The sequence below is a fragment of the Blautia faecis genome (assembly GCF_020554845.1).
Taxonomy (GTDB): domain Bacteria; phylum Bacillota; class Clostridia; order Lachnospirales; family Lachnospiraceae; genus Blautia_A; species Blautia_A faecis.
Window position 1 is genome coordinate 112,936 of the sequence record NZ_JAJCIA010000007.1, and the last position, 14,028, is coordinate 126,963.

Genomic DNA, 14,028 nt, shown 5'->3' on the forward strand with positions numbered 1-14,028 from the left:
AGAAAGAATGATTAAATTTTTACGCAGAGCAGTGATTCTCCTGTTTGTTTTTGTTCTCGGCGTGGCAGGAAGTTCGTTCCTGCTGAATAGTGAGACTACGGATGACCGCTCTGATATGAATGATCCGGTTTTTCCGGAGGTAATGGTTGATTTTGATGGAAATTATGCAAACAGGATGTATGGTTATGCACAGCCTATGCAGTCTGATTTTACCAGGGACAGTGTGACGCCTATTGATACATCCAAGGAACTGTCCTTTGTTATAAATGCCTATGATACAAAGGTGAAAAGCCTTTCCTATGAGATACGTACCTCTGATGGCAGTAAGGTACTGGAAAATCGTAAGATTAAAAGTTTGGATAAACAGGACAGCTATCTGACAACAACGATTAAGCTGAGCAGTGATCTTCTGATGAACCAGGAGTATTCTTTGCAATTATCTCTTGAGACAAATAAGGGAACAGCTTATTACTATACAAGAGTAGTTTCCAGATCCAATGTGAATGCTGCTCAGTACGTGAAGTTTGTTGCGAGCTTTTATGAAAAATGTCTGGATAAAGCGTCCGCCGAGGATCTGACTGCTTACCTGGAATCAGACACATCCAGTACATCTACCAACTATACAGACATTAATATCAATTCTACATTTGCCCAGATCAGCTGGGGCAATCTGAACCCTCAGATTTACAGAAAGGGAATTCCTGTAGTGAAGGATATTAATGAAACCACAGCCAGTCTTTCTGTTGAATATCAGATTGCGGCACTGGATGAAGATGGAAACCAGGAAATCTATGATGTGACAGAATTTTACCGGATGCGTTATACTGAAACCAGAATCATGCTTCTGGATTTTAAACGAAGCGCATCACAGGTGTTTGAGGAAAGCTCCATCAGCATTTCCGACAAGGGGCTTTTGCTTGGTGTCAGAGACAAAAATGTAGAATACATGATGAATGAAAAAGCAGGAGTGCTTGCGTTTGTTCAGGAAGGAGATTTATGGTCTTATTCTCCTGATGATGGAAAATTTTCCAGAATTTTCAGTTTCCGCAAAGAAACGGATGGAGATTTCAGGGATTCCAGATACCAGCATAATATAAAGATCATCCGTGTGGAAGATAACGGAGATGTGGACTTTGTTCTTTATGGATATATGAACAGAGGCGTTCGGGAAGGATACTGTGGCGTTTGTGTATATCATTACAGCAATGATCAGAATGTGGTGGAAGAAAAAGTATTTATTCCGTCTACAGAATCCTACGAATTCCTGAAAGAAGATCTTGGAACATTATCCTATGTCAGTACAGAAAATGCTCTTTACCTTTTATTTGCAAATAAGCTTTATAAGATAAACATTTCAGATGGTACCAGTGAGGTTCTTGAGGAAGGAATTAAAAAAGATGACTTTGCTGTTTCGGATACAGGTGCACATGCTGCATGGATCATTCAGGAAGGTGAAAGCGCCGGAAATATAAAAGAAATAGATTTTGAAACATTAGAAACCAGGAGTCTTGCACCATCTTCAGGACAGTCTTTAGTGCTGAATGGATTTATGAATGAAGATCTTGTTTATGGAATCGTAGTTGATGGAGATGTGATCGCAGACGATAATGGTCATGAGACTACGGGGATTCATACGGTCCGTATTGAAGGATTTGATGGAACTTTGAAAAAAGAATATCATCAGGATGGATTGTATGTAACTGATATTACCATGGGAAACACTATGATGGAATTTCAGTTGTCCAAGAAGACAAAAAAAGGATACAAAGCAGTAAGCAAGGATAATATTCTGAATAATTCCAAAGCCTCGACCAATACTGTATCCGTGGAACTTGTGACAAATTCCAGAACCGGAACTCAGATACGACTGGCTCTCACTGAAACGCCTGAAATTCAGGAACCGTTAGTCGTTTATGCAAAAATGAAAAATATAGGTGATGACCGTATTATTCTGGATACGCAGATTCCTGAGGAAGATATTTACTATGTTTATGCAAAAGGAGGATTGGACAGTACATTCACAGATCCTGCACTTGCGCTTCAAAGAGCAGATGATCAGACTGGTGTTGTGCTGAATCGTGCTCAGCAGTATGTATGGGAGCGTGGAAATAAGAAGACAAAGCTGACTCTTAATCTGGAGGATGTGCCGGAAGCAATGAAGAGTGCATCCCTGGATGTTACAGCACTGCAGGAGGCTCTTGGGGATGAGGGTACTATCATTGATTTGTCTGGTTGTACATTAGACAGTGTCTTATATGAGGTCAGCGCCCAGCGTCCGGTAATTGCCAAGACCGGGGATAATACCAGTGTTGTGATCATAGGATATGATGAATATAACACATATCTGTACGATCCGCAGAAAGGGGAAACTTATCCTTACGGTATGAATGACAGTACGGAGCTGTTTGAAAAGGCCGGCAATATTTTTATAAGTTATGTTGAGAAACTGAAGCTTTAAAGTGGCTGTTGGGAAAGCCGGTACAGTCCGATATTGAACATGTATGCAAAAAATGCTAGATGTGAAAGATGCAGCAAAGTGGTGGTTAACAGTCTGTCTGTGGTGGAGGACAGACTGTTAAAAATAAAGCAACAGGAAAGGACAGAAAAATGCTAAGCGAAAGTATTAAAAAACTGGTACAGTATGGAATTGAGACAGGGCTGACTCCTGCCTGTGAGAAAAACTATACAACAAATCTTCTTCTTGATGTTTTTAAAGAAGATGAATACACAGAACCGGCAGAGGAATATTCTGATATTAATCTGGAAGAAGTTCTGAAAGAACTGTTAGACGAAGCTGTAGAACGTGGTCTGATTCAGGACAGTGTGGTTTACAGAGATCTGTTTGATACAAGATTAATGAACTGTCTTATGCCCCGCCCGGCTCAGGTACAGAAGTCTTTCTGGGAAAAATATGAGAAATCTCCGGAAGAAGCAACAGATTATTTCTATAAATTAAGCCAGGACAGTGATTATATTCGTCGTTATCGTGTAAAGAAAGACCAGAAATGGACTGTGGATTCTCCTTATGGAGCAATTGATATTACAATCAACCTTTCTAAGCCAGAGAAAGATCCGAAAGCTATTGCTGCGGCAAAGCTTATCAAATCAAGCAGCTATCCCAAATGTCTGCTTTGTCCGGAAAATGAGGGATATGCAGGCCGCGCAAATCATCCTGCAAGAGAGAATCACAGAATCATTCCGATCACAATCAATGACAGTCCGTGGGGAATGCAGTACTCTCCTTATGTTTATTATAATGAGCATTGTATTGTATTTAATTTCCAGCACACACCTATGAAAATCGAGAGAAACACATTTATCAAGCTGTTTGATTTCGTGAAGCTGTTTCCACATTATTTTCTGGGGTCAAATGCAGACTTACCGATTGTGGGAGGTTCTATTCTCAGTCACGATCATTTCCAGGGCGGCCATTATACGTTTGCTATGGCAAAGGCTGAAATTGAGAAATATGTAACTATTCCGGGCTATGAGGATGTGGAGGCTGGTATTGTAAAATGGCCGCTGTCTGTACTTCGTATCCGTCATAAAGATGAGAAGCGCCTGATTGATCTGGCAACTCATGTGCTGGAGGTTTGGAGAGGCTATACAGATGAGGCTGCATTCATTTTTGCAGAAACGGATGGTGAACCTCATAATACGATCACTCCGATCGCACGTAAAAAAGGTGATATGTATGAGTTGGATCTGACTCTACGAAACAATATTACCACAGAAGAAAATCCTCTTGGCGTATATCATCCGCATGCACAGTACCATCATATTAAGAAGGAGAATATCGGTCTGATCGAGGTTATGGGCTTGGCAGTTCTCCCTGCGCGACTAAAAGAAGAACTGGAGCTTTTGGAAGAATATATTCTGGATGGCAAGGATGTTGCTTCTAATGAGAAGATTGAAAAACATGAGCAGTGGGTAAAAGAATTCCTTCCGAAGTACGATCATCTTGATAAAGACAATATTGAAGAGGTTCTTCATAAAGAAGTTGGAAATGTGTTTGTTCACGTGCTGGAAGATGCTGGTGTTTACAAATGTACAGGAGAGGGCAGAGCTGCATTTATGCGTTTTATTGAAAATTTGTAACCAAATCATAAAGACAATCTTTTGGGGTTGAAAGAATGTGTCCGTTTGATTATACTGAAGACAGCACAGAAGATGAAATAAGAACTATTTATTTTCTGTGCAGATGATGAAAGCAGGAGAGACATTAAAAAGCAGAGGAGTGCCTATGAAAAATAAAACAAAAAGAAAAAATAGGATTTTCCGGGTTCTGTTGGCCACAATGTTGATTTTGTTCGGAGTTTCATTTAGAAATGATGGAAAAATTGGGATTAGTGGTGTTCAGTCTGTACAGGCGGCCACTAAGAACGTAGTTGTCAGATTCTGGAATCAAAGTGGAAAAACATCCTATTCCAAGCTGCGTATAAAGGTAAGTGCCGGGAAAAAAATTAAGCTTCCGGCAGTTCCTGCAATTACCGGATACAAAAATCTTGGCTGGTCCACTCAGAAAAACGATACCAAAGCGGTATATGCCGCGGGGAAAAAAATACGTCTGAAAAAGAATATAAATCTGTACGCGGTGCGTAAAAAAGTTGGTATATATAAAGTTTATTTCTATGATAATACCGGAAGCACCAGTACAGTATTTAAGAAACTAAACAAAGCTGTTACAAAAAACGGATATCTTACCTTGCCAGAGCTTCCACAAAAAAGCGGCTATAAGGCAGTTGGATGGAGTGCCAAAAAGAATGCGTCCCAAGCGTCTTATACAGAGGGTCAGAAGATTCGAATCAAAAAAAATATAAAATTATACGCTGTTTACGAGTCAGATACAACATTTACAGTGGCTTTGTGCAAGAATAATGGAACTGTTTACAAGACAGAGAATGTAGCATCTGGAAGTTCTTATACATTGCCATCTGTAAGAAATGCATCTGGATACACCTTTATGGGGTGGGATATCCAGTTAGGAAAAAGCACAGCACCGCGTTATGAAGCCGGTGATACTATTACAGTAAACAGCAACATAAAGCTATATGCAGTTGTGTTTAACCGTTCCGCTGAGGAAGACCTGACTCTTTCAGAGCTTCTGCAATCCGCAAGCAGCTGGAAAATTGGAAATGGAAGCAATCGGGGTTACAATCACATTATTTTTGTAGGAGACTCCCGGACCAATCGTATGCAGAGAACGCTGCAAAATTTAAATTCAGGGTATTATGAGTCGAATCTGCTGCGTGATATTGATTTTGTATACGAAGAGGGAAAGGGCCTTGAATGGCTGAAGTCTCAAGGGCTGAATTCTATTCTTTCTATTGCAGAAGAGAATTATTCTGTGTTGAAACCGACTGCGGTTATTTTTAATCTGGGAGTAAACGATCCTGGAAATATGTATGATTATATTTCTTATTATCAGGAGATTGCTGAGAGCTTACAGAAAAAGAACTGCAAGCTGTTCTTTATGTCGGTGAATCCGGTGAACAGTAAGACAATCGAATATCTTGGTAAAAATGCAATCCGAAAAGAAGAAGTAATCCGCAAATTCAATTCTGTTGTGGGCAGTGCTCTTGGCAGCACTTTTGAATATATTGACACGTATTCTTATCTGATGGAGAATGGATATGGTACCAATATTAGTGGAACTGGAGTTGATCTGCCAGACGATGATGGACTTCATTACACCACCAAGACCTACAAACGAATTTTTAAGTATTGTCTGGATTATCTTATATTGCATTAAACGTTCAGAGAAATACTGAGAATGAGGCAACTTTGCAATAGGAAAGTACTTACAGAAGAGAAGATCTTTGTCCAAAAGTGTCGAAGCTTAACGGACAGGATCTTCTTTTATTCCCTGGAAAAATATCCTTGCGCGAATAAGAGGAATAGTCTATACTATAGAGAAATGAGTGTTTGGAAAAATGAGGAGAAAGAGGAACTAATTATGAAACTTACAACAGTAAAAGAAATTTACAGAGAACGGGATAAATACCTGGATCAGGAGATCACTGTAGGCGGCTGGGTACGAAGCGTTCGTGATTCCAAGACCTTTGGATTTGTTGTTCTCCATGATGGAACATATTTTGAGACCCTTCAGATCGTTTACCATGATACAATGGACAATTTTGCTGAGATTTCCAAACTGAATGTAGGCGCAGCGATTATTGTAAAGGGAACTCTGGTAGCGACTCCACAGGCGAAACAGCCATTTGAGATCCAGGCTGCAGAGATTTCTGTAGAGGGAACATCCGCACCAGATTATCCGCTTCAGAAGAAACGTCACAGCCTTGAGTATTTAAGAACGATCATACATCTTCGTTCCAGAACAAATACCTTCCAGGCTGTTTTCCGTGTACGTTCCCTCTGTGCATATGCAATACACAAATTCTTTCAGGAGAGAGGATTTGTTTATGTACACACTCCGCTGATCACAGGAAGTGACTGCGAGGGTGCAGGGGAGATGTTCCAGGTTACAACCATGGATCTGAATAACATTCCTACAGATGATAAGGGAAATATTGATTACTCTCAGGATTTCTTTGGCAAGGAGACAAATCTGACTGTAAGTGGCCAGCTGAACTGTGAGACATTTGCACAGGCATTCCGTAATGTATATACATTTGGACCAACTTTCCGTGCTGAGAACTCCAACACCACACGTCATGCAGCTGAGTTCTGGATGATCGAGCCTGAGTGTGCATTTGCTGATCTTGAAGACAACATGAATCTTGCAGAAGCGATGCTGAAATATGTGATCGGATATGTTCTTGAGAATGCTCCGGAGGAAATGAACTTCTTCAATTCTTTTGTGGACAAAGGACTTCTTGACAGATTGAACCATGTGGCAAACTCTGAGTTTGGCCGTGTTACTTATACAGAAGCAATTGAGCTTCTCGAGAAAAATAATGACAAGTTTGATTACAAAGTATCCTGGGGATGTGATCTGCAGACAGAGCATGAGCGTTATCTGACAGAACAGATTTTTAAGAAACCTATTTTTGTTACAGACTATCCAAAGGAAATTAAAGCATTCTATATGAAAGCGAACGAGGATGGAAAGACCGTTGCAGCTATGGACTGCCTGGTTCCTGGAATTGGTGAGATTATCGGTGGAAGCCAGAGAGAGGACGACTATGGTAAGTTGAAAGCTCGTATGGAAGAGCTTGGGCTGAAGGAAGAAGACTATGACTTCTATCTTGATTTGCGTAAATATGGTTCTACACGTCATTCAGGATTTGGTCTTGGATTTGAGCGCTGTGTAATGTATCTCACAGGAATGGGCAATATCCGTGACGTAATTCCATTCCCGAGAACAGTTAACAACTGCGATTTATAAAACGAGGTAAAAGAATGAGATTTATTCATCTTGCAGATGTACATCTTGGTGCAGTGCCCGACAGAGGCTGCCCATGGAGTGACAAGCGGGAGAATGAAATCTGGGAAACATTCCGCCGGGTTATTGCGGGTATCCGCGAAAATCCGGTGGATTTGTTATTTATAGCCGGAGATTTGTTCCATCGTCAGCCACTTCCATATGAATTGAAAGAAGTAAACGATTTATTTTCCAGAATACCGGAAACAAGGGTATATTTAATGGCAGGAGAAAGGGATTATCTGAAAGAAAATTCTTTTTACAGAACTTTCACCTGGGCACCGAATGTGACTTTTTTTCCGGAAGAGAAGGTAACCTGTGTGAAAGATACGCAATTCGGGGTATATGTTTATGGAATGAGCTATGAACATTCACAGATCAGACAGCCCTTGTATGATGGCGTACGCCCTGTGAAAAATGATGGAGTGCATATTCTTATGGCTCATGGCGGTGATGAAAGCCATTGCCCGTTAAATATAGCTGCACTTGTAGGAGCAGGTTTTGATTATATTGCATTGGGGCATTTCCATACTCCACAGAGCGTAATAAGAGATGTGGCTGCTTACAGCGGAGCTCCTGAGCCAATTGAAAGTAATGATCTGGGAGCGCATGGCTATATTGAGGGAAGAATTGAAAATGGAAAAGTGAAAACCCGATTTGTTCCGTTTTCTATTCGAACCTATAGTCAGCTTCTTCTCAATGTAAATGAAGAAAGCACCCAGCTATCTATTGAAGAAGCTTTGAAGGATGAGATATATAAAAAAGGCGGACTGAATATATATCGTGTAATTCTTCAGGGGAAAAGAAAACCAGAGCTTTTTCTGATTCCGGAAAAACTGAAATCCTTTGGAAATATTACGGAAGTACTGGATGAGACCAGACCTGCTTATGATTTGGAAGAACTGCAGAAAAAATATGCCGGAACTTTGATAGGAGATTATATCTGCTTTTTTATGGAAAAAAACAGAAATACAGTGGAAGATAAGGCCCTGTACTATGGTTTGCAGGCACTGCTGGAGACAAGACATTCCAGCTGACATAGAGCAGATAGTAACAGAAAATATGTATTGCAGTGTAAAAGTGAGATGTATGTGCGAGGGAATAAGGTTATATGATTTTTAAACGCATATTAATAAATAATTTTGGTGGGCTTCGGGAAAAAGACATAGAATTGATATCCGGAGTAAATGTGCTCTATGGAATGAATGAAACAGAAAAGAATATTGTGTTTCTTTTTGTGAAGAACATGTTCTTTGGAATGCCTGAAAAAATGCAGGAGAAGAACGGAATTTATGAAAAAGCAGGTACTGAAGCTTCTCAGGAAAAATATGGTGGAATTATATGGTTTCAGCACAATGGAAAAGATTACCGCCTGACGCGGGAAACAGGGGAAGGAATTCATAGTTGTGAGTTGTTCTGTGAAGATACCAGAGAAATTTTAAATGGAGAAAATGGAGCCCTCGAGAGGATCCTTGGGGGATTTAGTGAGAATCTGTTCGACAATACTGTTATGGTAGAATCACTTAGCGGTAGTTCTTCCAGGGAAATGGCAAGGAAACTACAGAATAAACTGTCTGTTCTCAGCAAAAGCGGAGATGGTCTGGTAGATCTTGGAAGAACGGAGCAGATGCTAAAGATGTGGCGCAAGGGATATCTCACCCAGAAAGAACGTGGCAGGAAAGCAGTTCAGAGAGAACAGGAAAAACTGGGCGAGAAACTGGAAAGCCTGCAGAATGACCTGGATGGACTTCGGGACCAGAAGGGGCAGGTGGTTCAGGCGCAGGCAAAAATTTATTCTGCAGCAGGGAAAGAAGAAGCCACTGTGATTGAAGAACAGCTACAGACTATAGAGAAAAAGAATCTGGGAATGGTGATAGCAGGTATTCTGGCTGTTATTGTGGGAATTGTTGGCATTGTTGGAAAATTTCAGTTAACTGATGAGATGTCTAAAATAGGAATGGATGTGTGCATCATTGCTGCTGTTGTGGCAATGGTTTATACACTTACTGCACGAAGAAAGCTGCGTATGGAGTTTGTAAAGCTAAAGAAGAAAAAAGTGTATTTGCAGTCACAGCAGGAAAAGCTGAAATCCAGTAAAGAAGATATTGATGGAATTTACGGTGAGAAACTGACTGCTTTTACGAATTTGCAGAGCGAATATCAGGAATTTGAGCTGGAAATGTCACTTCCTACTTCTGAAGATCTGGAAACACAGTCCTTGAACCTGGCTATGGATACCATTAAAGAGCTGTCACGCAGTATTTATCTTGAGAAAGGCAGAAAGATTCGGATACGAGCATCCCAAATTTTCAGGGAACTTACAGATGGAAAATATATAGAGTTCTATGGAGATGAGGGACAGAGTTTGGAACTGTGTCTGGAAGAGGGAACTGTTTTGGCAGAAAATCTGGAAAAGGAAAACCTTGAAATGCTGTATTTTTCTATTCAGATGGCTGCTGCTGAGTTGTTCACGAATGAAACTGTTTTTCCAGTTATTTTGGATGATATTTTCCATGGGAAGAATCAGGATAAGCTTATGGCAGTTTTCAGGTGGCTGAAAAAACAGCCCAGACAGGTGCTGCTTTTTACCAATAATAAGGATATGGCTGACATTTTTTAGAAAACTGTTACAGTGAATGTTAAGTGATCGCGAAGCATGTAACTGTGAAAGTACTGAACAGTTACAAATAAATGATAACAAAACAAGAGGCTGACACCTGGAAGGGTCAGCCTCAAATTATTTTATTTATTTCTCATACTGTGCCATATATTTGTTTACACAGCGTTTAATCCTGTCAACTGGATTCAGCAGATGGCTTACAGACATATCATGATTCAGTGTATCAATGATCAGTGCAATGTATTTGCTCATATCACAGGAAATGTAATATGGTTTTGCAAGAAGTTCCTCAGACTGATATACCATATTGGTAGTGAGAAGCTTGTCAAATACACCAGCAGCATGTGCTTCATCGAATTTCTTAAGGTTGTCTGTAAACAGACCGAACGTGGAGCAAAGGTAAATTCTGCCGGCACCCCTGTCCTTAAGAAGAGAAGCAATCTTCAGGATAGTGTCACCAGAAGAGATCATGTCATCAATCAGGATCATATCCTTGCCTGCTACATTTGGACCAAGGAACTCATAGGCTGCAATCGGATGTCTTCCTCCTATATTCTTGGAGTAGTCAAGGCGTTTGTAATACATGCCCATATCAACACCCAGGATGTTTGCAAGATAGATCGCACGGCTCATGCTGCCCTCATCCGGGCTGATGATCATAAAATGCTCATTGTCAATGTGAAGTCCCTGTTCATGGTTCAGAAGAGCCTTGATAAACTGATAAGAAGGCTGAACAGTCTCAAATCCATGAAGTGGGGTGGCATTCTGAATCTGTGGGTCATGTGCGTCGAAAGTGATAATATTTTCAACTCCCATATTTATCAGTTCATGAAGGGAAGTAGCACAGTCAAGAGACTCTCTTCCAATACGCTTGCTCTGACGACCCTCATAAAGGTATGGCATGATTACATTCACGCGGCGGGCCTTTCCTCCAATAGCTGCAATTACACGCTTCAGATCCTGATAATGATCATCTGGGGACATCAGGTTGGTGTATTTGCCAATTGGATATGAGATGTTGTAGTTACATACATCTACAAGAATATAAACATCATCTCCTCGCACGGACTCGGTGATCACACATTTACCTTCTCCGGAACCGAAACGAGGGTTCTGAACTTTGATTGTATAGGAATCTCTTTTGTATCCTTCAAAGGCGAAAGAATCTGATTCTGAATGCTCACGCTCCTTACGCCACTTAACGAGCCATTCGTCGACTTTCTGTCCAAGGCTCCTGCAGCTTTCCAAAGGAACTAATCCCAGTCTTCCAACGGGAAGTGTAGTCAATTCTTCTTGTGCCATTCTTTACTTTCCTCCTAAAAAAATTTTCTGAATGCGGATATCTTTTCCCACAAGCTTGGTCATCTGATAGTTGCTGGCGATGCGGGAAAAGGTTCTCTCAGAATAAGTTGCTGAGAAATCTTCCAGCTTCAGGTTTGTGGAAATAATCGTAGATTTCTTGCGCATGATCCGCTCATTGATGCACAGGAAAAGCTGTGAAGATACAAAGCTGTTGGTAAGCTCTGTACCCAGGTCATCAATAATCAGCAGGTCACAGTCAAAAATCGGTTCATCATCGGGAGCGTCGCTGCCTCTGGAAAAAGCAGAGCCTGCAAGAAAATCAAAAAGCTCGAATGAAGAAAAATAAAGTACACAGTGTGCACTGTCCAGAAGATCGTGAGCGATGCAGTGGGAAAGAAAGGTCTTGCCCACACCTGTGTCGCCGTAGAAAAACAGGTTCTGGAAAGAATTATCAAAGTCAGCGACAAATTCCTTCGCCATCTTATACGCGCGACGTGCAGTCTCACGTTCGGTGAGTCCCGTTGAATCATTTGTTATTGTATCAGAATAAAAGTCAAAAGAAAAGTGGTCAAAGTTCTCTTTTTCAAGAATTTCTTTTAAATTTGACTGTGTATACAGAAGTTCGATCTCTGCCTTCTTGAAACAGGAGCATTTCTGGCTGCCGATATAGCCAGTATCCTGGCAAAGAGGGCAGGTGTAGCTCATCTCCAAATAATCAGCAGGATAGCCGGAAGAAAGCAGTAATGCAGTGCGTTCCTGGGAAAGCAGGGCAATATCATTGCGAAGATCTTCAATGCCGACTTCCTGGCGGCTGATCAGGGCCCGGGCCTTCCTGGCACTTAAAGTAGCTACTTCCTCGTCGATTTCACGCAGACGGGGAATTTTCTCATAGGCTTCAGCAAGATGCTCTTCCTGTATGCGGCGGTTCCTGGCCTGGCGACGGTTGTATTCCCGCATTATAGTATCGTATTGGTAATTCTGTAAGGGCATGTAAATTCTCCTTCCAGGTTATAAGACGTTCGTATGTGTTTTAAAGAAAAATCTGTTTCCAGGATTTAATTTGGTTTGTTAAGCAGTTTCTTCTCATATTCAGCAAAATCGTAGTCACGCTGATGGAAATTGTTAAAGCGGTTTGGGGCTGCGGATTTCGGCTTGTCTGCCTTCGACACTGCTTTTTCCAGCTTGCGCTTCTGGTGCTGGGCATCCTGAAGACGGACATCCCCTAAAGTTCGGATGTTTTTATCCTTCCAGCGCTGCAGAATTTTGTCTGCATATGGAAAACTTGGCTGTCCAGTCTGCAGAATTGTCCGTGAGCAGGCTTCCTGAATCAATTCCATGGCAAAACCATAGTCCCTGGTCCAGGTATTGATCAGCGAAATTTCCGCGTCTGAAGGATTGCGGTTGGCAATTCCCATCGCTTTCAGAACAGAAAAATATTCTTTGCTGTAGCGGGAGGTGGAATCCTTTGCCATTTCAACTGTGGTAATTCCTTCCTCCTTCCATGCCATGGCAACCGTCTCGATATAACGGATGCTGCGGTGGTCACGTCCTACACAGTATTCGATCAGATAATCGATCAAATCTACAGACATGTGCAGCTCGTCGTAGAAAAACAGGATTTTGCGTGTCTCTGTGGGGGTGAGCGTTTTGCCGAGGTATTGCTCGGCAATGTAAAGAAGCTGGATAATATCTTCATTCTGTTTCAGCTCCTTCACCCGATCCGGGGTAAGCGCTTTCGTTTCGGAAAGTGGTTTGGAGAAAGAAGGGGGGACAGGCAGATCGGTGCTGCGGCGGGAGACCTGATCAGTCTGCAACGGTTTATCAGTGGGGACACTGGGAATGCCGGCTGTGGGTTCTGGGGCAGAAATGTGATAAGCATCAGGCACATCTCCGAGCGAACCAGCGTTACAGATACCTGCGGGAGTCACCGTAGCCAGCATATCTGCTTCATTCCACGGTGCCTGTAAGGTAATTCCTGTCAATTCAGCTTCCTCGTATAAGAGGGTAATCAGCTTCTCAGACTCCCAGTATTTCAGCGCACGGAGGATATCTCCTTCTGTACAGAACAGGGAATCTGCCATCTGGGAAAGCCCGAAAGCTTCCTCCGGGCGGCCAAGCATACGGAGCAGATAAATATAGACTTTTACAAATTCTCCATTTGCCTTTGGCATAAAACGGTCGATAAAAATATTGGATAAAATGGTGGCATCATTAAGCCCTGTACTATGTAACCTGATCATGGAAACACTCCTTATCTGGGAATATGAATCATCACTGTTCATTGTGTTTGCATTATAGCACACCCCTTTTTAAATGAGAATAGGAGATTTTTTGCCGGGATTTTTACAAAATGTGTGTGGACTACTATGTGGATAATGTGGATAATGTGGAAACCAAGTTGCACATAATGTTTATGGGAAACCCGAAAAATGCGGAAAATTAAAGAAAAACTGTGATTTTTGTCGAGTTATGTCGTAGTATTATGTTAAGCACTTTATACACATAAGAATCCACATGCAGGCCAGTGCAAAAATGTGCATAAGCCTGTGGATAATGTGGATAACTATTAAATTGCTTGAATTTCCAAGCTTTTTTCAATGTGGATAATTATTTTTGGCAAAAACAGTCTGTGACCGTGGATATGAGAAGGTATGCACGTTTTGCCAGGAAAAACAGATCAGAGACAATAAAAATGGTAAAACAAAAACAGCGGATGCCAGGT

Annotated in this window: 9 protein-coding genes; 6 read left to right on the forward strand and 3 right to left on the reverse strand. The window is 41.4% G+C overall.

All coding sequences use genetic code 11. From position 1 onward, the window contains the following. The first annotated feature begins 7 nt into the window (after window positions 1-7). The 6 genes from LIZ66_RS05670 (at window position 8) to LIZ66_RS05695 (ending at window position 10,004) form a co-directional block, all read left to right on the forward strand. The gene (locus tag LIZ66_RS05670) at window positions 8-2,458 is read left to right on the forward strand and encodes a cysteine peptidase family C39 domain-containing protein (RefSeq protein WP_173719054.1); all 2,451 of its coding nucleotides are present in this window, start codon (window positions 8-10) and stop codon (window positions 2,456-2,458) included. Window positions 2,459-2,607: 149 nt separating this feature from the next. Then, complete coding sequence (galT, locus tag LIZ66_RS05675; protein ID WP_173719055.1) at window positions 2,608-4,098, forward strand: UDP-glucose--hexose-1-phosphate uridylyltransferase; 1,491 nt, start codon at window positions 2,608-2,610, stop codon at window positions 4,096-4,098. 145 nt (window positions 4,099-4,243) lie between these two features. After that, entirely contained in the window at window positions 4,244-5,752 is a 1,509-nt protein-coding gene (locus tag LIZ66_RS05680) for an InlB B-repeat-containing protein (protein ID WP_173719056.1), read from the forward strand. Between the two features lie 204 nt (window positions 5,753-5,956). Next, a complete protein-coding gene (asnS, locus tag LIZ66_RS05685; RefSeq protein WP_173719057.1) occupies window positions 5,957-7,348 on the forward strand; it encodes an asparagine--tRNA ligase in 1,392 nt (463 codons plus the stop codon). 14 nt (window positions 7,349-7,362) lie between these two features. Further along, window positions 7,363-8,421, forward strand: a complete 1,059-nt coding sequence (locus tag LIZ66_RS05690) for a metallophosphoesterase family protein (RefSeq protein ID WP_173719058.1) — start codon at window positions 7,363-7,365, stop codon at window positions 8,419-8,421. Between the two features lie 74 nt (window positions 8,422-8,495). Continuing rightward, window positions 8,496-10,004, forward strand: coding sequence for an AAA family ATPase (locus LIZ66_RS05695; protein WP_173719059.1), 1,509 nt, complete (start codon window positions 8,496-8,498; stop codon window positions 10,002-10,004). Between the two features lie 126 nt (window positions 10,005-10,130). On the opposite strand, the gene LIZ66_RS05700 is transcribed toward LIZ66_RS05695, so the two are convergent. The 3 genes from LIZ66_RS05700 to LIZ66_RS05710 all read right to left on the reverse strand — a co-directional run bounded on the left by LIZ66_RS05700 (window position 10,131) and on the right by LIZ66_RS05710 (window position 13,546). Next, on the reverse strand, window positions 10,131-11,306 hold the full coding sequence (locus tag LIZ66_RS05700) for a ribose-phosphate pyrophosphokinase (RefSeq protein WP_148462213.1): 1,176 nt from the start codon (window positions 11,304-11,306) through the stop codon (window positions 10,131-10,133). A gap of 3 nt (window positions 11,307-11,309) precedes the next feature. After that, window positions 11,310-12,296, reverse strand: coding sequence for an ATP-binding protein (locus tag LIZ66_RS05705; RefSeq protein ID WP_148462214.1), 987 nt, complete (start codon window positions 12,294-12,296; stop codon window positions 11,310-11,312). Between the two features lie 65 nt (window positions 12,297-12,361). Continuing rightward, window positions 12,362-13,546 (reverse strand): DnaD domain protein, encoded by a 1,185-nt coding sequence (locus tag LIZ66_RS05710; protein WP_227200611.1) that lies wholly within the window; start codon window positions 13,544-13,546, stop codon window positions 12,362-12,364. Window positions 13,547-14,028 lie beyond the last annotated feature (482 nt).